The organism is Streptomyces sp. EDA2-14, assembly GCF_054963755.1.
Genome location: NZ_JBUEGE010000005.1, coordinates 474,717 through 495,098, shown reverse-complemented (window position 1 = coordinate 495,098; position 20,382 = coordinate 474,717). Strand labels below are relative to the sequence as shown.

Sequence of the window (20,382 nt, the reverse complement as noted above, 5' to 3'; positions counted from 1 at the left end):
ATCGCCGGGTCGCTCACGCCCGCCTGGCCGTTCTCCACATGGCCGGCGAAGCGGCGCAGGAAGCCCTTGTCGGCGTCCGAGACCACCGACACGTCGTACCAGCGCTTGCTCGCGCGCAGGTCCACGGTGTGCTGCACCGTGGCACCCGGCTTGACGGTGAAGGTCTCGCCACCGTCGCCGTAGGCATTGCTGACGGTGAGGTGGACGGCCGCGTCCGTCGGGTTGGTCATCATCAGCGACAGGTTGCCGGAGTCGGCGGCGTGCCGGGCGGTGACCTCGGGTGCCTTGGCGGCGCCGGGGCCGCGGAAGGCGCGCAGGAAGCCGTTCGGTCCGTGCACCGTGAGGTCGTACGTCCCCTTGGAGTACTCCGTGTTCCAGCTGTCGGAGACGTTCTTGCCGGCCTCGGTGGTGTAGGTCCAGGGGCCGTCGGTGCGCACCGGGGCCGTCACGTAGAACTGGGCGCCGGTGTCGGGGCCGCCGGTGAAGGTGAGCTGGTAGCGGCCGCTCGCCGGGTCCACGGCGCCGTCCACCGCGGGGGCGTAGCGCAGCGGACGGGAGGGACGGCTGCCCTTCTCCTGCACGGGCAGCGCGCCTTGGGCCGGCGGCTTGGGCACGTAGCTGTCGTGGCGCTCGTGGTCCGGCGGCTCGTAGGCGTCGGTGTCGGGGAGGTCGGCCGGGTCGGTGTCCTTGAGGGAGAAGTCGAAGGCCGAGGTGAGGTCGCCGCAGATGGCGCGCCGCCAGGGGGAGATGTGCGGCTCCTGCACCCCGAAGCGGCGCTCCATGAAGCGGATGATCGAGGTGTGGTCGAAGGTCTCGGAGCACACGTAGCCACCGGTGGACCAGGGGGAGACCACGAGCATGGGGACGCGCTGGCCGAGGCCGTAGACGCCCGCCCCGTACTTGGCGCTGCCCTCGAAGACGTCGAGCGTGGTGTCCACGGTGGAGCGGCCGTCGTCCGCGGAGCGCGGCGGATGGGGCGGCACCACGTGGTCGAAGTAGCCGTCGTTCTCGTCGTACGTGATGAACAGGGCCGTCTTGGACCAGACCTCGGGGTTCGAGGTCAGCGCGTCCAGGACCTGGGAGATGTACCAGGCGCCGTAGTTGGTGGGGAAGTTGGGGTGCTCGGAGAAGGCCTCCGGAGCGGCGACGTAGGAGACCTTCGGCAGCTTGTCCGCCTTGACGTCGGCGCGGAGGATGTCGAAGTACCCGTCGCCCGCCTTGGCGTTGGTGCCGGTGCGGGCCTTGTCGTAGAGCGGGTCGCCGGGCTTGGCATTGCGGTACTGGTTGAAGAAGAGCAGCGAGTTGTCGCCGTAGTTGCCGCGGTAGGCATCGTCGATCCAGCCCCAGCCGCCGTCCGCGTCCAGACCGTCGCCGATGTCCTGGTACACCTTCCAGGAGACCCCGGCCTCCTCCAGGCGCTCGGCGTACGTGGTCCAGTCGTAGCCCGCCTCCTCGTTGCCCAGGACCGGGCCGCCGTCCTTGCCGTCGTTGCCGACGTGGCCGGAGAGCATGTAGTAGCGGTTGGGGTCGGTGGCCCCGATCATCGAGCAGTGGTAGGCGTCGCAGACGGTGAACCGGTCGGCGAGCGCGTAGTGGAACGGGATGTCCTGGCGGGTCAGATACGCCATCGTCCCGGTGGTCTTGGCGGCGATCCAGTCGTCGTACTTGCCGTCGTTGAAGGCCTGGTGGCCGCCGGCCCAGTCGTGGTTGAGTCCCGCGATGAACTGCATGCCGAGGTTCTCGGCGTCCGGGTGGTAGGGCAGCACCTCCTTGCCGGTGGCGTCCGCCTGGTACCAGACGGACTTGCCGCTGGGCAGCGTGACCGGCCGGGGGTCGCCGAACCCGCGCACGCCCTTGAGCGCGCCGAAGTAGTGGTCGAAGGACCGGTTCTCCTGCATCAGGACGACGACGTGCTCGACGTCGTCCAGGGTGCCGGACCTGCGGGCCGCGGGGATCGCGGCGGCGCGGTCGATGGAGTCGGTGAGAGCGGCGATGCCGGTGGCGACTCCGGCGGTGCCCGCGATCTGCAGGAAACGTCGGCGATTCAGTTCTGGCATGTGTGTGGGGCCTCGTGGGGGAGAAGCGAACAGGATTCGCCAAAGTGTTCCAAGAGGTCTGGTCCACTGGGAAGAGGCCGGGGTGTCCTGAGGGTTAAACGATGGTCAATTCCGGCAGGCCCGTCTCGTACACCCACGCCCGGAACACCTCGTCCACCGGGCGGGGAGCGAAGCGCTCCATGTGCGCCGCGAACGTCTCCGTCGTGACGACGCCGTGGCGGTGCTGGCCCGTCCAGGCACGCAGGGAATCGAAGAACGCCTGGTCGCCGAGGGCGCGGCGCAGGGCGTGGATCGCCAGGGCACCGCGTTCGTAGAGGCGGTCGTCGAACATGTGCTTGCGGCCGGGGTCGGCAAGGGACAGGTTCTCGGGGAGGCCGGCGAGCAGGCGATGGGCCGCGGCGGCCAGGTCCCGGGCGTCGCGGCCGCCCGAGCGCTCGCACCAGAGCCACTCGGCGTACTTGGCGAGGCCCTCGTTGAGCCAGATGTGCTGCCAGTCCGCGACGGTGACGCTGTTGCCGAACCACTGGTGGGCCAGCTCGTGGGCGACCAGCCGCTCCGAGCCGCGCGCGCCGTCCACGTGGTTGGTGCCGAACAGGGACAGGCCCTGCGCCTCTACGGGGACGTCCAGCTCCTCGTCGGCGACCACGACCGCGTACTCGCGGAACGGGTAGGGGCCGAAGAGTTCCTGGAACAGGGCCATCATCTGCGGCTGGCGCGCGAAGTCGCGGGAGAACTCGGTGAGCAGGTGCGCCGGGAAGTGTCCGGTCTGCGGGACCCCGCCGAGGCCCGGATCGCCGAGCAGCGCCGTCTGGTACCTGCCGATGGCCAGCCCGACCAGATAGCTGGAGGTGGGGGCGGGCTGCTCGTACACCCACGTCGTGGTCGAGGCCCTCGTCGTACGGGTGAGGAGGCGACCGCCGATCACCACCTGGTACGCGGAAGGGGTGGTCAGCGAGATCTGGTACGCGGCCTTGTCGGCGGGGCGGTCGTTGCACGGGTACCAGGACGGGGCGCCGACCGGCTGGCTCGCGACGAGCGCGCCGTCGGTCAGCTCCTCCCAGCCGAGGCCGCCCCAGGAGCTCTTCACCGGCTTGGGGTTGCCGGAGTAGTGCACCTCGACGGTGAAGGCGGCGCTCGCGGCGAGGGGCTTCTCCGGGCGGATCCGCAGCCGGCCGCCGCGCAGCGTGTAGTGGGCGGCGCGGCCGTCCACGCGGACCCGGCCGATGCGGAAGTCGGCGAAGTTCAGCTGGAACTCGTCCAGTTCGGCGCGGCCCGCGATGGCGCTGAGCCGCGCCGTGCCCGCCAGCCGGTTGGGCTCGGGCCGGTAGTCCAGGTCGAGTTCGTAGCGGTGCACCCGGTAGCGGGGATCGCCGTTGGACGGGAAGTACGGGTCGAACCCGTGGTACTGGCCTCTGTGCTGACCGTTGTGCTGCGTGTTCACGACTCGCCCGCTCCCTGTCCCCGTGGCTGTTCCCGTACCCGTACCCGTTTTCGTACGGCTTCGCCAACGAGAGAGCGCCGTCAGCCGGTTCACGGACGCCAGGCCTCGATCGGGTTGCCGAGCCACCGGCTGCCCGGCGGCACCGACTCACCGGCCATCACCAGGGACGCGGGCCCCAGCGTGCTGCGGGCACCGACCTCGCTGCCCGGCAGCACGATTCCGCCCGGCCCCAGGGTGGCGCCCTCGCGAAGGATCACAGTATCCGTCCGCAAGATCCGGTCGTGGAAGAGGTGGGTCTGCAGGACACAGCCCCGGTTCACGGTCGCGCCGGTCTCCAGGGTGACCAGGTCGGTCTCGGGGAGCCAGTAGCTCTCGCACCACACGCCCGCGCCGATGCGCGCCCCGAGCCCGCGCAGCCAGGCCGTCAGGACGGGCGTGCCGGGCACCGCGCCGGCCAGCCACGGCACGGCGAGCATCTCCACGAACGTGTCGGCGAGTTCACCGCGCCACACGAAGCCGCACCACAGTGGATGCTCGCCGGTGCGGTGGCGGCCGACCAGCAGCCACTTGGCGGCGGTCGACACCGCGCACGCGAGGACGCCCGCGGCGAGCAGGACAGGACCGCCGACGAGCGCCGCCGCCCACAGCCCGTACGCCGCCGCGACGGCCGCGAGCGCCCCGAGGACGAGGACGACGAGCGCGACCGAACAGAACACCGGGACGAGGCGCCCCAGTTCGACCAGGGCGCGGGCCAGGCGCAGCCCGGCCGACGGGGCATAGGTGCGGCCCGGATCGGCGCCGACCGCCGGGCGGGGGAGCCGGACCGGCGGAAGACCCAGGTACGAACTGCCTTGCTTGGCCTTCTTCGGAGTGGCCGACAGGACGCCGACCAGACCGTCGTCCGGCACCGAGCGGCCGGGCGCCGTCATGCCGGAGTTGCCGAGGAACGCCCGGCGGCCGATGTGGGCACGCCCGATCCGTACCCAGCCGCCCCCGAGTTCGTACGGCGCGGTCAGCGTGTCGTCGGCGAGGAACGCGCCGTCGCCGACCGTGGTGAGGCCGGGCAGCGCGAGCACCGTGGACACCTCGGCGTCCCGGCCCACGCGCATGCCGAGCAGCCGCATCCACACCGGCGTGACGAGCCCCGCGTACAAGGGGAACAGGGTCTGCCGGGACAGATCCATCAGCTGCGTGACGGTCCAGGACTGCCAGCCCGCCCGGCTGTGCACCGGGAACGTCCCTGCGGCGAGACCGAGCCCGGCGAGGCGGACTCCAACCAGGATCAGCGCGGCGTACGCGAGTCCGTAGGCGAGCGCCGCGGGCGCGACGGCGAGCAGGGCGCCGCGCACCGCCTCGCCGAGCCCTGCGCCCGCGGGCACGAAGGCGTGCGCGACCAGCAGGGCCGGGAGTGCCGACAGGAGCGGGAGCAGGGTGAGGGCGATCCCCGAAGCCCCGTACATCACGCGCCAGCGCACCGTGCGCGGCGGCCGCTGCTTGGGCCACTCCCGCTTGGCCTTGCCGAGCTTGACCGCGGGGGAGCCCGCCCAGCGCTGACCGGTCGGGATGTGGCCGCGGGCGGCGGAGCCCGGCGTGAGTTCGGCGCGCTTGCCGATCCGGGCGCCGGGGAACAGGACGCTGCGGGTGCCGACCACGGCGCCCGCGCCGACCTTCACGGCGCCGATCTCCAGGCGGTCGCCGTCGAGCCAGTGCCCCGACAGGTCGACCTCGCTCTCGACGGCGCAGCCCCGGCCGAGCTTGAGCAGTCCGGTCACCGGAGGCAGCGAGTGCAGGTCGACGTCGGGGCCGACCTTGGCGCCGAGTGCGCGGGCGTAGCGCTGGAGCCAGGAACCGGTGAGCGAGGTGGCGCCGCTGTGCTCGGCGAGGCGTTCGGCGGTCCACAGCCGCAGATGGACGGCGCCGCCGCGCGGATATGTGCCCGGTTCGACGCCGCGCAGCAGGAGCCGGGCGCCGCCCGCCGCGAGCGCGAGCCGGCCCGGTGGGCTGAACAGGAGCAGCGCGGCAGAGGCGAGCAGCCACCAGGAGGCGGGCGGGGCCCACGCGTAGCCGCCGAAGTGGCGCAGTACGTTCGCCAGCGCGGCGAGCGCCACGGTCCAGCGCAGACCGTTCAAGGCGAACAGCGGTATCAGGAGCATTAGTTGGACGAGCTTGGTGCGGGTCGGCACGGGGGTGATCACGCGCTCCGCCGCGTCGTCCCCGGCCGACTTCTCCAGGCGGCGGGCCAGCTTGCGCAGGACGGGCCGCTCATAGATGTCGAGCACGGCCGCGCTCGGGTAGCGGGTGCGCAGCCGGGTGGTGAGCTGCGCGGCCGCGATGCTGCCGCCACCGATGGCGAAGAAGTTGTCCGACGCGCTCGTGACGGGGATGCCGAGGGTCTCGCTCCACTGTTCGGCGAGCCAGGCCTCGGTGCCGTAGAGCCGCTCGGCCGGGGCGTCTCCGGACTCCACGTCGGGCAGCGGCCACGGCAGGGCGTCGCGGTCGACCTTCCCGGAGGTGCGCGTGGGCAGTTCGGCGACGGGGGCGAGCAGCGGCACCAGCGCGGCGGGAAGCCGGTCCCGCAGCTTCTCCACGGCCGCCGTGTGCTGCCAGCCCTCCTGGGTGACGAGGTAGCCGACGAGCAGCTGGTTGCCGCCGCGCGCGGTGCGCACGGCGGCGGCCGCGCCCGCGACACAGGGCAGCGCCTGAAGGGCGGCGTCGACCTCGCCGAGCTCGATGCGCCGCCCGCCGAGCTTGATCTGCTCGTCGCCGCGCCCGAGGAAGACCAGCCCCTCGGGGTCGGCCTTGACCAGGTCGCCGCTGCGGTAGGCGCGCTCCCAGCCCAGGGCGGGCAGCGGCGCGTACTTCTCGGCGTCCTTGGCCGGGTCGAGATAGCGCGCCAAACCGGCTCCTCCGATGACGAGTTGACCGCTTTCGCCCATCGGGACGGGCCGGTCCGCCCCGTCGACGACGGCGAGCTCCCAGCCGGCCAGCGGCAGCCCGATGCGGATCGGCTCGGCGCCGGTCATCAGCGAGGCGCAGGTGACGACGGTGGCTTCGGTGGGCCCGTACGTGTTCCACACCTCGCGGCCCTCGGTGACCAGGCGCTGCACGAGTTCGGGCGGGCACGCCTCGCCGCCGAAGATCAGCAGGCGTACGTCGTTGAGGGCCTCCGGCTCCCACAGGGCGGCCAGCGTCGGCACGGTGGAGATCACGGTGATCTCCTGCTCGGCCAGCCAGGGGCCGAGGTCGGCGCCGCCGCGCACCTGTGAGCGCGGCACCGGCACCAGGCACGCGCCGTGCCGCCAGGCCAGCCACATCTCCTCGCAGGACGCGTCGAACGCGACGGACAGGCCCGCCATGACCCGGTCGCCGGGGCCGATCGGCTCCTCGGCGAGGAAGAGCGCGGCCTCCGCGTCCACGAACGCGGCCGCGCTGCGGTTGCTGACGGCGACACCCTTCGGCCTGCCCGTCGAACCGGACGTGAAGATGATCCACGCATCGTCCTGCGGCCCCGGCCGCCCGGCCGGAACGGGAGACGGCTCCGTGACGGTGAAGGAGTGACCCGCCCCGATCACGGTCCGCACCCCCGCCTCACCGAAGACGAGTTCGGCCCGCTCCTCCGGGTCCTCCGCGTCCACCGGTACGTAGGCGGCGCCCGCCGCGAGGACGGCGAGGATCGCGACGTACAGGTCGTTCGTCCCCGACGGCACCCGCACGCCGACCCGGTCGCCGCGCCCCACCCCCGCCTCGGCCAGACGGCGGCGCAGCCGGTCGACCTCCGCGTCCAGCGCGCGGTACGTCAGACGGCGCACGCCGTCGTCGAGGGCCGGCTCGTCGGGATGTTCGCGGACGGTCGCGTCCAGGATGTCGACCAGGGTGCGCGGGGCGGCGGCGTCCTTCGAGAAGAAGTGCGCCGGAGCGTCGAGCCGTTCGGTCAGCTCCGCTTCGAGCAGGCTGAGCTCGTCGTGTGCGCGAGTGGCGTCCATCGGGTCCCAATGTCGAGGCGACGGCAGCCCGGCGGGCGCGACTCAAATGCCCCCGAACTGCCCGGCGTTGACCGGCCGGGGCCGGGCAACCGGGACATATTACGGGTTCGTGGGCATCGGGCGCGGGTTGTACGTGTCTTCCTACGGAAGGACCTTCGCCAGGAACGCCTTGATGCGCTCGTTGTCGTTGTCCGGTGAGAAGAACTCCTCGGGCGGCAGGTCGGCGGCGATCCGGCCGCCGTCGATGAAGGCGACGCGGTCCGCGACCTTCCGGGCGAAGCCCATCTCGTGGGTGACCACGACCATGGTCATACCGTCCTTGGCCAGCCCGGTCATGACCTCCAGGACGTCGTGGACCACCTCGGGGTCGAGCGCGGACGTGGGTTCGTCGAAGAGCATCAGCTGCGGGTCCATGGCCACGGCCCGTGCGATGGCGACCCGCTGCTTCTGTCCTCCGGACAGCCGGTTGGGGTAGACGTCGGCCCGCTCGCCCATGCCGACCCGTCCGAGCAGCGCGCGGCCCCGCTCCTCGGCCTCCTTCCGGCTGCGGCCGAGCACGTTCATCTGCGGCAGCACCACGTTGCGCAGCGCGGTCATGTGCGGGAACAGGTTGAACTGCTGGAACACCATCCCCATCCGGGCACGCAACCGGTCGAGGTCGGACCCCGTCGCGCTCAGCTCGTCGCCCGCGAAGACGACCCGCCCGCCGGTCGGTGTCTCCAGCAGGTTCAGGCAGCGCAGGAAGGTCGACTTGCCGCCGCCACTGGGGCCGATGACCGCGACGACCTGACCTGCCTCGACGGCGAAGTCGATGCCGCGCAGCACCTCGTGGTCGCCGTACGCCTTGGTGATGCCGTGGGTTTCCAGGAGTGCCATCAGACGTACACCGCCATCTTCTTCTCGATCGCGTGGGTCGCGGTGCCGATGAGGTTGGTGAGGACGTAGTAGAGGAAGCCGATGAACAGGTAGACGGTCAGCGCGTCGAACGTGCGGGAGATGATCGTCTGGCCGACGAGGAAGAGCTCACCGATGGTGATGAAGGAGACCAGCGCGGAGTTCTTGGTCAGCGACACGAACTCGTTGCCCAGCGGGGGCAGCATGCGCAGGAACGCCTGCGGGACCACCACATGGCGCATGGCCGCGCCGTGGGACATGCCGCAGGAACGGGCGGCCTCGATCTGGCCGCGGTCCACCGACTGCACGGCGCCGCGGAAGATCTCGGTGACGTACGAGCCGCTGTAGAGACCGAGGGCGATCACGCCCGCGACCATGGGTGGCAGTTGCAGGCCGAGCTGGGGCAGGCCGAAGTAGATGAAGAACAGCTGGACGACGAACGGGGTGCCGCGGATCACCGAGACGTAGACGTTGCCCAGCCAGCGCAGCGGAAGGACCTTGCTGAGCTTGGCGAAGCCGCCGAGCATGCCCAGCACCAGGCTCAGGCACAGCGACAGCAGGATGACCATGACGCTGATGAGCAGGCCGTGCCAGATCTGGCCCCAGGAGTCCACGATCGTCGTCGGGTTGAGGAGCGGGCGGTCCTTCTGGGCCTTGGCGCCGCTCTTGGTCGCGAACCACTTGTCCGTCAGCTTCTCGTACGAGCCGTCGGCCTTCATGTCCTTGAGCGCGGAGTCGAAGGCGGCCGTCACGGCGGGGTCCGACTTCGGGAGCGCGTAGCCGTAGTCCTCGCCGGTCAGCCGCTTCCCGACCTGCTTCAGTCCGCCGTGCTGGCTGATGAAGTACTGGCCGCCGGGCGCGCCGGTGACGACGGCGTCGGCCTGGCCGAGCTTGACGGAGGAGAACATCTGCTCGTTGGTCTGCACGGTCACGAGCCGGGCGCCGGGCTGGTGCTCCTTGAGCCAGTCCACGGACTTGGTGCCGACCTGCACGGCGATCTTCTTGCCGGTCAGGTCGTCGAGCGTGTGCACCGAGGTGTCGTCCTCGGGGACGAACATCGCGAGGCCGCCGGGGTAGTAGACGTTCGTGAAGTCCACGGCCTTGGCGCGCGCGTCACTGATGTAGATCGCCGAGGCCCCGACGTCGATCTGGTGGGCCTGCAGCGCCGGGACGATGTTCTCGAACGGCATCTGCGTGAAGGTGACCTTCTTGATGCCGGCGCGCTTGGCCAGTGCCCGGACCAGCTCGACGTCGAAGCCGATCTTGCCGCCCTTGGCGTCGGTGAACTCGAAGGGCGGGAACGTCGCGTCGGTGCCCACGCGCAGGGTCGCCCGGCCGGAGCGGAGCCGGTCGAGCTTCTGCGTACCCGCCTTCTGGGCCCCCTCGTCGGCCTGGTCGGCGACGGCCGGCGAGGCGCCGGTCAGCAGAAGGGTGGACGCGAGCAGTCCGGCCATGACGGCCGCGACTCTTCGTCCTATGGACGCACTTATCACGTTTCACTCCATTCGTTTCTGTGCACGTGGACGGAGATTCGGGTGGGCGGGCAGGCGGGCAGGCAGGCCTGGTCAGCGGGCGGATCGGGGTGTCATGTTCGGGGTGTCATGTCAGGGGTGTCATGTCAGCGGGTCGCCGAAGCGGCTGATGTCCTGGGCCGCCGCGTGGGTCAGGGTGATGAGCAGCGGATGGTTGTGGCGCACCCGGAATTCGGGGGCCATGGTGCTGACGGTTCCGTTCACCTGACCGAGCGGGTCGAAGACCGGCACACTGACGCCCCACACCCCCTCGTCGACGACCCCGGTGCTCACGGCGTACCCGCGGTCGCGCACATGCCGCAGCTCCAGGTGGAGCGCCGCGACGCGATCGGCGGTGAGCTGGTGGGCCTCGCAGACCGCGGCGACGCGCTCGTCGGGGAGGTGGGCGAGGATGGCCTGCGCGCTGGCCCCGAAGGTCAGCGGCTTGGTCAGCCCCGGCGAGAAGCTGCACTTGATCACGCGTGACCCCTCGACGGCCTCGACGCACAGCACATGGTGGCCACTGGGGATGAGGAAGGCGGCCAGCTCCTGGGTGTCGGCGGCAAGCCGGGCCAGCCGGCGCTTCACCTCGCCGCCGCTGAGGGCCTCGCGACGGTAGTTCTCGGCCATCTGCACGGAGAGCGAGCCGGCGCAGTAGCGGCCGCGAGTCCGGCTGTGACCGGCGAGGCCGAGCTGAACGAGATCGTTCAGGTGCCGGTAGACCGCGCTGATGGGAATCCCGGTTCGCCTGGAGAGATCCTGGGCCGTCAGGGTCGTCTGTTCGGCGAGTGCGGCCAGGATCGCACCGGTGCGGTGGCCCGGTCCCGGGGCGGTCGGTCTCGATGTCACCTGCCGGACACTAGAGGGTCATTTCAGCCACGCAAGGGCCGTCCACCCACTGAGTGGGAATTTTCCTGCCGGTCAGTGGGAGGTGTCTCGGCGTCGGGCCGGTCGCACAAGTCATTGACAGTGCGTCAGAAGCCACCCACCGTGACGCCATGAGTATCGTCCCGCCACTTGCCCGATTCCTCCCTCGCGGTGCCGAGTCCTGGCGCGACCCCTACGCGATGTACGCGGCCCTGCGCGACCACGACCCGCTGCATCACGTCGAGGACGGCGACTACTGGGTGCTCTCCCGTTACGACGACGTGCTCGACGCGCTGCGCCGTCCCGAGGTGTTCTCGTCACGCCGGGGGCTGACCGTGGTCCGCGACGACATGGCCGCCGCGGGAGTGGACGTCGCGCCGCCGCTGGTCATGCTCGACCCGCCGGAGCACACGGAGTTCCGCAGGCTGCTCACCAAGGGGTTCACGCCGCGCCGCGTGGAGTCCGTGGCGGACGCGGTGCGCGACTTCGTGCGCGTCCGGCTCGACGCCGTCGAGGAGACCGCCGCGGCGGGCGGCCCGGTCGACATCGTCGCCGAACTGATGAGACCGCTGCCGTGCTTCGTCGTTGCCCACTACCTGGGTGTCGACGAAGCCGACCGGGAGCGTTTCGCGGGCTGGACGCAGGCCATCGTGCAGGCGGGCGCCAAGGGCCACGCGCTCGACGCGCACGAGGCGGTCGGTGAACTCTTCGCGTACTTCGGTGACCTGATCGAGCGGCGCCGCGCGCACCCCGCCGACGACACGGTCTCCGATCTCGTCCGTGTCATGGCCGACGACCCGCAGGCCCTGATCCGGATCCTCGGATTCGCCTTCACCATGATCGCCGGCGGGAACGACACGACCATCGGACTGCTCGCCACCGCCGCTCAACTCCTGACCGGGCGAACCGAGGTGAGGGAGCGGATCGAGGCGGACCCGGATGCGCTCGGACCGTTCGTCGAGGAGGCGCTGCGCCTGGCGTCACCGGTACAGGGGCTGGCCCGTACCCTCACCGAGGATCTGGAGCTGCACGGCAGGACGGCGCCGGCCGGACGCAAGGTGCTGCTGCTCTACGGCTCCGCCAATCGCGACCCGCGCGCCTTCGGCCCCCGCGCGGACGAGGTCGACCTGGAGCGCACGACTCCACAGCACCTGGCCTTCGGCTACGGCCCGCACCACTGCCTGGGTGCGGCGGCGGCCCGCCTCCAGGGACGTATCGCGCTCACTGAACTCCTCGCGCGGTTCCCGGACTTCGCCGTCGATGCCGCCCGAGGTACGTTCGCCGACGGCTGCTACGTGCGTCGGTACGAGACGCTGCCGTTCGCTGCCGAGGGGGCCGCGCGGCACCCTTCGTGAAGTCGGGGGCCGGGCAGCGGGGTGTTCGCCACCGGCACCCGCGGCCGCCCCTCACAAGCTCCGCGGGTGTGTGGTGCGTGCGTGCTTCGCAACCGGGGCCACAGGAGCGGACGTTGTAGTGACCGACGATGCAGCCGACCTGCGCGCCTCCTGGAGCTGCTCGAGCGCCGCACGCGCCACGCGCTCCTTCTTACTGAGGCGGATCTCCGCGGTCGCGCACCCGAGCACCTTGCTCAGGTCGTTCAGCGGTCCGATGGGGGAGGGGCCGAAGACGTAGGAGAAGCCCTTGCATATCACCTTGATGACCGGATCCTCGGTGGCGTCGGCACATCCTTCCGCGGCGACGGCCGGGACCCCGGCGGCGCCCGTCTCGATCGCGTCGGCGGTTCCGACCGCCAGGTCCGCCAGCGGGGTCTCCAACCCCTCGCGGTACCTGGCGCCGTCCACGAACTCGTCGATGTAGGCCCGCAGGCTCTCGACGGCCTGCTCCGCCGCCGCGCGTTCCGGTTCCGAGGTGATCTCCCTGGCGGCGAGCATGGCGAGCGACGCCTCCAGGAAGGCCCGTTGGGCCGCCAGGCGCTGTTGGTGCTCGTCGAGCGGGGCAGGTTCGACAGCACGGGGCGCGGACGCCGGTCGGGGCCCGGCCGTCGATTTGCGTACGATCCTGCCCCTGCGTCGCCTGCCGTACCCCCGGGAACTCTTGGACATGGCCATCGCGCCTTTCCCGGTCCGCGCGCTGCGGGCCGCCTTCCTCAGGTATCCCGGCGGCACGCTCGTCCCGCAAGGTGCCGGTCGGTACCCTGCCGCACGCCGATGGTCCCTCGGCAGGCGCGGACGCAGCCAACTGGCCCGAGGCCCCAACGATTCAAGATCCGGGACGGGTTCACTCGAACGTGTCGCTGGGGGTAAGGTCGCTCGCGGCAGGCGGGCCTCCGGGCCTTCTTGCGGACGGCGGAGAGACCAAGAGGTGGAGCGCACTGTGTCAGTGATCAGCGGGCCGTGACGCTGCGGTCACGGTCCTCGCCGCTGACCGCCGCCACGACCGTCCGTCCTTCGCGCACTCCCTCGCCCCCCCTCCGTCCCCACCTCGCAGTGCCCCCCACGCCCTGTTCTTCTCGAGGACTGCATCCATGATTGAGATACCCGAGCTGGCCGCAGGCGCCCTGGCCGCCGGGACCGTGTCGGCGTTCGCGCTCGGCGGCGGGCTGCTGAAGTCCCGTCAGAAGAGCGGCAGGCAGCGCGTCGAGAACGCTTCGCTCCGCGCCCGTCTCGAGGCGACCCGCGCAGAACTCGGCGCCTCCCGCGAGGAGGCGGAGGCCGCTCGCGAGGAACTCGACGACCTCACCGCGGCGTTCGTCTCCGAGATCGCCCACCTGTCCGCCCAGCGCATGCCGGCCGTGACCACCCACGCCGCCCACCCGCACTACCGGGTGCCGGGCCCCCTTCAGCCCGAACTCGGCGGCACGGAACTGGCCTCCGGCCTCGACTCCGTGCTCGACGGGCTGCGCACCGCCATCGCCCAGGAGCGCAAGCGGGTCGACGCCGCCGCCCGCGCCGGGATGCGCGGCGCGACCCGCGAGATCCAGGCGGGCCTGTACCGGCTCCAGGACGTCCTGCGAGGCCTCCAAGAGCGCTACGACGACCCGGAGCTGGCCCAGACGCTCTTCGCGCTCGACCACGAGAACGAGCAGTCGCTGCGCCGCGCGCAGGTCGCCGCCGTGGTCTGCGGGGCCTGGGTCGGGCTCGCCCGCGGCGAGTCGCACCTGGTGGAGGCCGTGACCGGCGGCCAGTCGCGGCTCGCCGGATACGACCGGGTGGAGGTCCACAACCACCTGGAGGACGGCACCGGACTCATCTCCCACGCCGTGGAGCCGGTCGCCATCATCGTCGCCGAACTGCTCGACAACGCCCTGCGGTACTCCTCGCCCGACACCTCCGTGGGCGTGCACCTCGAACGCGTCCACCACGGCGTCAGCGTGACCGTCGACGACGCCGGTGTCGGGATGAGCTCCGACGAACGGGCCCACGCCCAGCGGATGGTGGCGGGGGAGGAGCCCATCCTCCTGTCGGAGCTCGGCGACCCGCCGCGCATGGGGCTCGCCGCGATCGGCCAGCTGACCCGCCAGTTCGACCTCTCCGTCGACCTGTCGTCGCCCTCCCCGTACGGCGGCGTCCGCGCGGTCCTGCTCGTACGGGACCATCTCCTGTGCCGGATCGCCCCCGAGGAGCGCAAACCGGCCGCGGCCGCTCCCCGCTCCACCCACTCCCTCGCCGCGGACGAGTCGCCCGCGGCCCCGGCCCCGGTGGCGGAGCCCACCCGGCCCGTCGAGCAGCCGGAGGCACCCTCCGTCGACGGCGACGAGCTGCCCCGGCGCCGCCGCCGTGTCCGCTCCGACGCGCAGCCCGCAGAGCGGCAGACGCCGCAGGGCCCCGCGCACCGCAGCCCCGAGGAGCAGGCCGCCACACTCGGCGCCCTCCAGGCGGCCACCGCCGCGGCCCGCGGCGACGCGCCGCGCGAGGACCGGGCCGCACAGCAACCGCACGACACCGCCGGCGAGCACACCGGCACCAGTGAAGGGAACACCCCCGATGAGTAGCCGCGACCTCGGCGACAGTGCTTGGGTCCTCGATCCGATCCTGGAGATCCCGCACGTCCAGGCCGCCGTCCTGCTCACCAGGGACGGACTGGTCTCCGGGTACAGCGAGGCGCTGACGCAGGAATCCGCGGAGCGCGTCGCCGCCATCACCAGCACCGTGCAGGGCGCCTGCCGCACCGCGGCGGCCGCCTTCGCCGACCAGGAGACCGCGGACGTACGCCAGGTGGTCATCGAGTCCGACCACGGCTACATCCTCGTCGCGCCCACCGCGCACGGCACCTGTGTGGCCGCCTTCGGTGACCCCGAGGTCCGGCTCGATCTGCTCGGCCACCGCGTCCACTCGCAGGTGGCCAGGCTCGGCGAGAAGGCCATGGCGGCCGCGCCCCGCGGGGCCGACGGCGCCGCCGAGGCATGACGGCGCGGCGCGGCGGCCGGCCGCTGGTCCCCGCCTACCTCGCCACCGGCGGGGTCGCGCAGCCCAGCCGCAACAGCCTGGAGCGCCTGTCCGTGCTGACCGGCGTCGGCGCGCCCTGGCCCGCGGGCCTGCCCGCGGCCCAGCACGCGCTGCTGCGCACCCTGGACGGCGGCTCGCTCACGGTGGTCGAGGCCGCCGCCCTGCTCGAACTGCCGGTCTCCGCCGTACGGGTGCTCGCCGCCGCACTGGTCGACCAGGGGCTCGTGGGCGCCCGCCCGCCGGTCCCACCCGCCGCGCAGCCCGATCCCGATCTGCTGAAGAGAGTCGCCGATGGCCTCCGCGCCCTCAAGCTCTAGGACCGCGTCCCCGGGCGCCGAGTCCGCGCCCTCACACGCCGAGACCGCGCCCGCGGGCATCAAGAGACCGGTGCACCTGCCGGACACCGCACGGGAATTGGTGAAGATCCTCGTCACCGGGCCCTTCGGGGTGGGCAAGACCACCCTGATCGACTCCGTCTCCGAGATCCGCCCGCTGCACACCGAGGAGCAGCTCACTGAGGCGTCCGTGGCCGTCGACGATCTCGCGGGCGTGCGGGAGAAGAAGACCACGACCGTCGCCATCGACTTCGGCCGGATCAGCCTCAGGGGCGGTGCCGTCCTCTACCTGTTCGGCACCCCCGGACAGGAACGCTTCCGCGCGCTGTGGGACGACATCGCGTACGGCGCGCTCGGCGCCCTCGTCCTGGTCGACACCCGCAGGATCGACGAGTCCTTCGACGCCCTCGGCCTCGTCGAGGAGTCAGGGCTGCCCTACGCCGTCGCCCTCAACACCTTCCCCGACGCGCGCAACTACACCGACGAGCAGTTGCGCCGCTCCCTCGACCTGGACCCGGACACCCCGATGGTGACCTGCGACGCCCGCGACACCCACTCCTCCGTCGACGCCCTGCTCGCCCTCGTGCAGCACCTGATCGACCGCACAAGCCCGGAGCCCCGATGACGTATCCCGCGCAGGCCGAGGACTTCCACCTGTCCGCGCCGGTCCGCCTGTGGGAGGACGGCTTCGCCGCCGACCCGCAGAGCTACTACGAGACCCTGCGCGCCCAGGGCCCGGTCGGCCACGCCGAACTGGCCCCCGGCGTGGCCGCGTACGTCGTCACCGACCGGCGGGCCGCCCTCGACCTGCTGCACGACACAGAGTCGTGGTCGCACGACCCGCGGCCCTGGGAGGAGGAGGTCGACGGCGACGCGCCGATCCTCGGCATGATGCGCTGGCGGCCCAACGCCCTGTTCAACGACGGCGAGCTGCACGTGCGCTACCGGCGCGCCCTCTCCGACGCCTTCGACCTGGTGGAACCGCACGACCTGCGCGAGCGCGTGCACCACGCCGTGGACGTACTGGCCGCCCGGATGGCGCCCACGGGGCGGGCCGACCTCGTGAGCGAGTTCGCCCGCCCGCTCATGTCGCTGGTCTTCAACAACCTCTTCGGGCTCCCGGACAGCGAGAGCGACCGCCTCCAGGGCGCAATCGCGCACATCATGGACGGCGGCGCGGACGCGGCGCGCGGCGAGGAGGAGTTCGGCCGCTACATCCTGGACCTCGTCGGCGCGAAGAGCGCCGAGCGCGGCCAGGACCTCACCAGCTGGCTGCTCGACCACCCCCTCGGCCTCACCCCCGAGGAGGTCACCTGGCAGGTCTTCCTCATGCTCGGCGCGGGCCACGAGCCCACCGCCAACCTCGTCTCCAACTCCCTGTCGCGGATCCTCGGCAACCCGGCGTACTACTCGACGCTGACCAGCGGATCGCGGCCCGTCATGGACGCGGTCGTCGAGGTCCTGCGCCACGAGACACCGCTCGCCAACTACGGCATCCACTACGCCCGCAAGCCGCTCACGTTCCACGGTGTGTGGGTGCGGGCCGCCGTCCCCGTCGTCATCTCGTACGGCGCCCTGGGGCAGACGGCGGAGGAGGAGGCCGCGCGGGCCACCGCCCCCCGCCACCCGCAGGACGCCTCGCACCTGTCCTGGTCGGCCGGAGAACACTCCTGCCCGGTCAAGCAGCACACTTTGCTCATCGCCACCGAGGCCATCGAACGCCTCACCCAGTGGCTTCCCGACCTGGAGCCGCTCACCCCGCGCGAGCAACTGACATGGCGCACCGGGCCGTTCCACCGTTCCCTGACGGAACTCCCGGTCCGCTTCGTGCCCCGCACCGCATCCCAGTCAGGAGCAGACGAGTGACCGAGAACGCGGCTACGCCCCGTATCGCCATCGACCCGTTCGGCGCCGACCTGCCGGCCGAGGCCGCCCGACTGCGCGCGGCGGGATCCGTGGTCCCCGTCGAACTGCCCGGCGGCATCCCGGCCTGGGCACCCACCCGCTACGACACGCTCCGGTCGCTGATCCTCGACCCGCAGATCAGCAAGGACCCCCGCAAGCACTGGTCGCTGTGGCCCGAGGTCGGCGAACACCCCGAGTGGGGCTGGGTCCTCGGCTGGGTCGGCGTGGTCAACATGCTCTCCACCTACGGCCCCGACCACACCCGGCTCCGCAAGCTCGTCGCGCCCAGCTTCACCGCCCGCCGCACCGAGCTGATGCGCCCCCGCGTCGAGAAGATCACCGAGGAGCTCCTGACGGCCCTCGACGCGGCACCGGACGGCGTCGTCGACCTGCGCCCCACGTACGCGAACCAGCTCCCGATGCAGCTGATCTGCGAACTCTTCGGCGTCCCCGACGACCTGCTCGGCCCGGTCGAGCGTCTCGTCGACGCCATCATGGACACGTCCAACCCCAGCCCCGAGCACGGCGCGTTCGTCCAGGAGCAGATCGGCACGGTACTGCCCGCGATCATCGCGTACCGCACCGAGCACCCCGGCGACGACATGACCACCGAACTGCTGCGGGTCCGCGCGGAGGACGGCGACCGGCTCAGCGACGAGGAACTGCTCTACACCCTGCTCCTCGTCATCGGCGCCGGCTTCGAGACGACCGTCAACCTCATCGGCAACGCGGTCGTCGCCCTGCTCACCCACCCCGAGCAGCTCGCCGCCGTCCGCTCCGGCGAGCTCGCCTGGGACGCCGTCATCGACGAGACCCTGCGCGTCCACCCCTCCATCTCCAACCTGCCGCTGCGGTACGCGGTCACCGACGTGACGGTCGACGGGGTGACCATCCCGGCGGGCGACGCCATCCTCACCACGTACGCCGCCTCGGGCTACGACCCCGAGCACTACGGGCCCACGGCCACGGAGTTCGACGCGCACCGGGACGCTGACGACCACATGTCCTTCGGGATCGGCGTCCACCGCTGCATCGGCGCCCCGCTCGCCCGCCTGGAGGCGCGCACCGCCCTGCCCGCCCTCTTCGACCGCTACCCGGACCTGCGCCTCGACGCCGGTCCGGAGGAGCTGAAGCAGGTCCCGTCGTTCATCGCGTACGGCTGGCAGGGGATCCCGGTGCGGCTGCACGGCTGAGCTCGCGGGGCGCTGGGGCGCTGGGCCACTGGGGCGCGGTCAGAAGACCGTGCCGACGTCCTTGGCGGTGATGGTGTCCATCGCGCGTTCGGCGACGGCGGCGATGGTCATGGACGGGTTGCACGCGCCGGTGGTGCCGGGGATGAGCGCGCCGTCGAGCACGTAGAGGCCGCGCTGCCCCTGGACGCGCCCTTCCAGGTCGCACACCGTGCCCATCGGCGCGCCGCCGAGCGGGTGCCAGGTGCTGTTGACCAGGGAGTTGGTGTCGGTGAGGGTGCCGAGCCCCCGGGAGATCTCCGTGACCCGCCGGTGGATGGCGCGGTAGCTCGTGGCGTCGCCGGCCTTGGGCCAGTGCAGGGAGACGGAGTCGGTGGCGGAGTCGTAGCGGAGCCGACCCCGGTCGGGGCTGACGCCGAAGCCGACGAGCATGGTGGTGCGGGTGTCGAGGCCGAGGGGTGGCAGGGACGCCTGGATGACGGTGTTCGCGGTGGCCGGGTCGTCCCACTGCTTGCTGCCGAAGACGACCGGGCCGCCCTGCTCGCTGCCGAAGTCGTCCTGGAGATTGGTCCAGGCGTAGATGCGGTCGCCGTTGGTGCCCCAGCCCTCGCCGACGCCGTCGGGCAGGTCGGGGATGGCGCCGGTGGCGTCGGCGCGCACCAGGAGCTTGCTGGTGTTGATGCTGCCGGCCGCCATGATCAGGGCGCGGGTGGTGAGCACCTTCTGCTCCAGCACGGTCCCGGAGTCGTCGGTGCGGTCGACGCGCACCTCCCAGCGGCCGTCGGCGGCGCGGGCCACGGAGGTGACGTTGTGGTGGGTGGCGACGGTGACCTTCCCGGTCGCCTCGGCCTGCTTCAGGTACGTCACGTCCACGGAGTGCTTGCCACCGTTGTTGACGCCGAGCGCGCAGTCGCCGTTCGTGTACGAGGGTTTCATCTCGCCGCGCAGTTCGGCCAGGGCGTAGTCCCAGTCGATCGGCATCGGGATCTTCTCCAGACCGTATCCGGCCTTCCGGATCCGGTCGGCGAAGACGCGTGCCGCGAAGTAGTTGGGCGAGTTCACGAGCTGGTCGGGAGCGGTGTCCGTCTTCAGCATGCGGGCGACGCGCGGGTAGTGGACCCGGTCCATGCGCCGGTAGTCGAGCCCTTCGGGCAGCCAGGTGGTGAACACGGCCTCCGAGGGCTGAAGTGTCATGCCCTGGTAGACGAGCGATCCGCCGCCGACTCCGGCCGCGCACATGCTCAGGATGTTCTCGCCGAGGACCGGTTCGAGCAGTCCGGTGTAGGGGGCGAAACCGAGCGGGGTGCCGATCAGGCGGGCCAGCGGCCGGACGGCCTCGGGCAGCGTGCCGTACCAGAGCATCCGCTTGTCGAGGCCGGACACGCGGGGGAAGGTCTCGGCGTTCGGTCCGGTCGGCCAGCGCCGCCCGCGCTCGAGCACGGTCACGGGGACCCCGGCCTCGGCGAGCCTGAGGGCGGCGACACCGCCGCCGAAACCGGATCCGATGACGACGACGCGGTGTTCCTCGCGCGTCAGCTTGACGCGGGTGGGGGCGGCCGAGGCGGTCGGGACGGAGAGGGCGCTCGCGGCGGCGGTGGCGGCGGCGCCGGTGAGCAGGGCGCGCCTGGTGGGGGAGGGCATGGACAGCTCCTTGACCGAATGAGGGCGTGAGGGAGGGCTGTGCAGGTCGGTGGGGACGCGGAGTGGGGGCATGGGCATGGGCATGGGCATGGGCGTGGGCATGCGCGTGCCAACTCCCGGCGAGAGCAGGGTGGTTACTCGCCGGTCAGCTA

15 protein-coding genes are annotated in these 20,382 nt (G+C 71.8%); 7 read left to right on the top strand and 8 right to left on the bottom strand.

Annotated elements, in window-relative coordinates; all coding sequences use genetic code 11:
* The 6 genes from ACY34M_RS17755 to ACY34M_RS17730 form a co-directional block, all read right to left on the bottom strand.
* Positions 1-2,057 (bottom strand): phosphocholine-specific phospholipase C (locus ACY34M_RS17755; protein ID WP_462724118.1); only part of this gene is annotated, 2,057 nt, incomplete at its 3' end.
* Positions 2,058-2,151: 94 nt separating this feature from the next.
* Positions 2,152-3,498: a M1 family metallopeptidase gene (locus ACY34M_RS17750; protein ID WP_462716777.1), complete on the bottom strand. Its 1,347-nt coding sequence runs from the start codon at positions 3,496-3,498 to the stop codon at positions 2,152-2,154.
* An 89-nt stretch (positions 3,499-3,587) separates the two neighbouring features.
* Positions 3,588-7,481, bottom strand: a complete 3,894-nt coding sequence (locus ACY34M_RS17745) for a Pls/PosA family non-ribosomal peptide synthetase (protein WP_462716778.1) — start codon at positions 7,479-7,481, stop codon at positions 3,588-3,590.
* Positions 7,482-7,622: 141 nt separating this feature from the next.
* Positions 7,623-8,357, bottom strand: coding sequence for an amino acid ABC transporter ATP-binding protein (locus tag ACY34M_RS17740; RefSeq protein WP_462716779.1), 735 nt, complete (start codon positions 8,355-8,357; stop codon positions 7,623-7,625).
* A complete protein-coding gene (locus ACY34M_RS17735) occupies positions 8,357-9,829 on the bottom strand; it encodes an ABC transporter substrate-binding protein/permease (protein WP_462716780.1) in 1,473 nt (490 codons plus the stop codon). The genes ACY34M_RS17740 and ACY34M_RS17735 overlap by 1 nt, the downstream gene beginning before the upstream one ends.
* A 159-nt stretch (positions 9,830-9,988) precedes the next feature.
* The gene (locus ACY34M_RS17730; RefSeq protein WP_462716781.1) at positions 9,989-10,735 is read right to left on the bottom strand and encodes an IclR family transcriptional regulator; all 747 of its coding nucleotides are present in this window, start codon (positions 10,733-10,735) and stop codon (positions 9,989-9,991) included.
* Positions 10,736-10,884: 149 nt separating this feature from the next.
* Between ACY34M_RS17730 and ACY34M_RS17725 the strand changes: the two genes are divergently transcribed.
* Positions 10,885-12,108, top strand: a complete 1,224-nt coding sequence (locus ACY34M_RS17725) for a cytochrome P450 (protein WP_462716782.1) — start codon at positions 10,885-10,887, stop codon at positions 12,106-12,108.
* A gap of 51 nt (positions 12,109-12,159) precedes the next feature.
* On the opposite strand, the gene ACY34M_RS17720 is transcribed toward ACY34M_RS17725, so the two are convergent.
* Positions 12,160-12,816, bottom strand: a complete 657-nt coding sequence (locus ACY34M_RS17720; RefSeq protein ID WP_462716783.1) for a hypothetical protein — start codon at positions 12,814-12,816, stop codon at positions 12,160-12,162.
* 422 nt (positions 12,817-13,238) lie between these two features.
* On the opposite strand from ACY34M_RS17720, the gene ACY34M_RS17715 reads away from it, so the two are divergent.
* From ACY34M_RS17715 to ACY34M_RS17690, 6 genes are read left to right on the top strand one after another with little or no spacing between them, the layout of a single operon-like run.
* On the top strand, positions 13,239-14,705 hold the full coding sequence (locus tag ACY34M_RS17715; protein ID WP_462716784.1) for an ATP-binding protein: 1,467 nt from the start codon (positions 13,239-13,241) through the stop codon (positions 14,703-14,705).
* Positions 14,698-15,120, top strand: a complete 423-nt coding sequence (locus tag ACY34M_RS17710; RefSeq protein ID WP_462716785.1) for a roadblock/LC7 domain-containing protein — start codon at positions 14,698-14,700, stop codon at positions 15,118-15,120. Before ACY34M_RS17715 ends, ACY34M_RS17710 begins: the two co-directional genes overlap by 8 nt.
* Complete coding sequence (locus ACY34M_RS17705) at positions 15,117-15,476, top strand: DUF742 domain-containing protein (RefSeq protein ID WP_462716786.1); 360 nt, start codon at positions 15,117-15,119, stop codon at positions 15,474-15,476. The genes ACY34M_RS17710 and ACY34M_RS17705 overlap by 4 nt, the downstream gene beginning before the upstream one ends.
* Positions 15,451-16,119, top strand: coding sequence for a GTP-binding protein (locus ACY34M_RS17700; protein WP_462716787.1), 669 nt, complete (start codon positions 15,451-15,453; stop codon positions 16,117-16,119). Before ACY34M_RS17705 ends, ACY34M_RS17700 begins: the two co-directional genes overlap by 26 nt.
* Positions 16,116-17,360 (top strand): cytochrome P450 family protein, encoded by a 1,245-nt coding sequence (locus ACY34M_RS17695; RefSeq protein WP_462716788.1) that lies wholly within the window; start codon positions 16,116-16,118, stop codon positions 17,358-17,360. Before ACY34M_RS17700 ends, ACY34M_RS17695 begins: the two co-directional genes overlap by 4 nt.
* Positions 17,357-18,592 carry a cytochrome P450 family protein gene (locus ACY34M_RS17690; protein ID WP_462716789.1) on the top strand — a complete coding sequence of 412 codons (1,236 nt, stop codon included), beginning with the start codon at positions 17,357-17,359 and terminating at the stop codon, positions 18,590-18,592. Before ACY34M_RS17695 ends, ACY34M_RS17690 begins: the two co-directional genes overlap by 4 nt.
* Before the next feature lie 39 nt (positions 18,593-18,631).
* On the opposite strand, the gene ACY34M_RS17685 is transcribed toward ACY34M_RS17690, so the two are convergent.
* Complete coding sequence (locus tag ACY34M_RS17685) at positions 18,632-20,230, bottom strand: GMC oxidoreductase (protein WP_462716790.1); 1,599 nt, start codon at positions 20,228-20,230, stop codon at positions 18,632-18,634.
* Between the last annotated feature and the right edge of the window lie 152 nt (positions 20,231-20,382).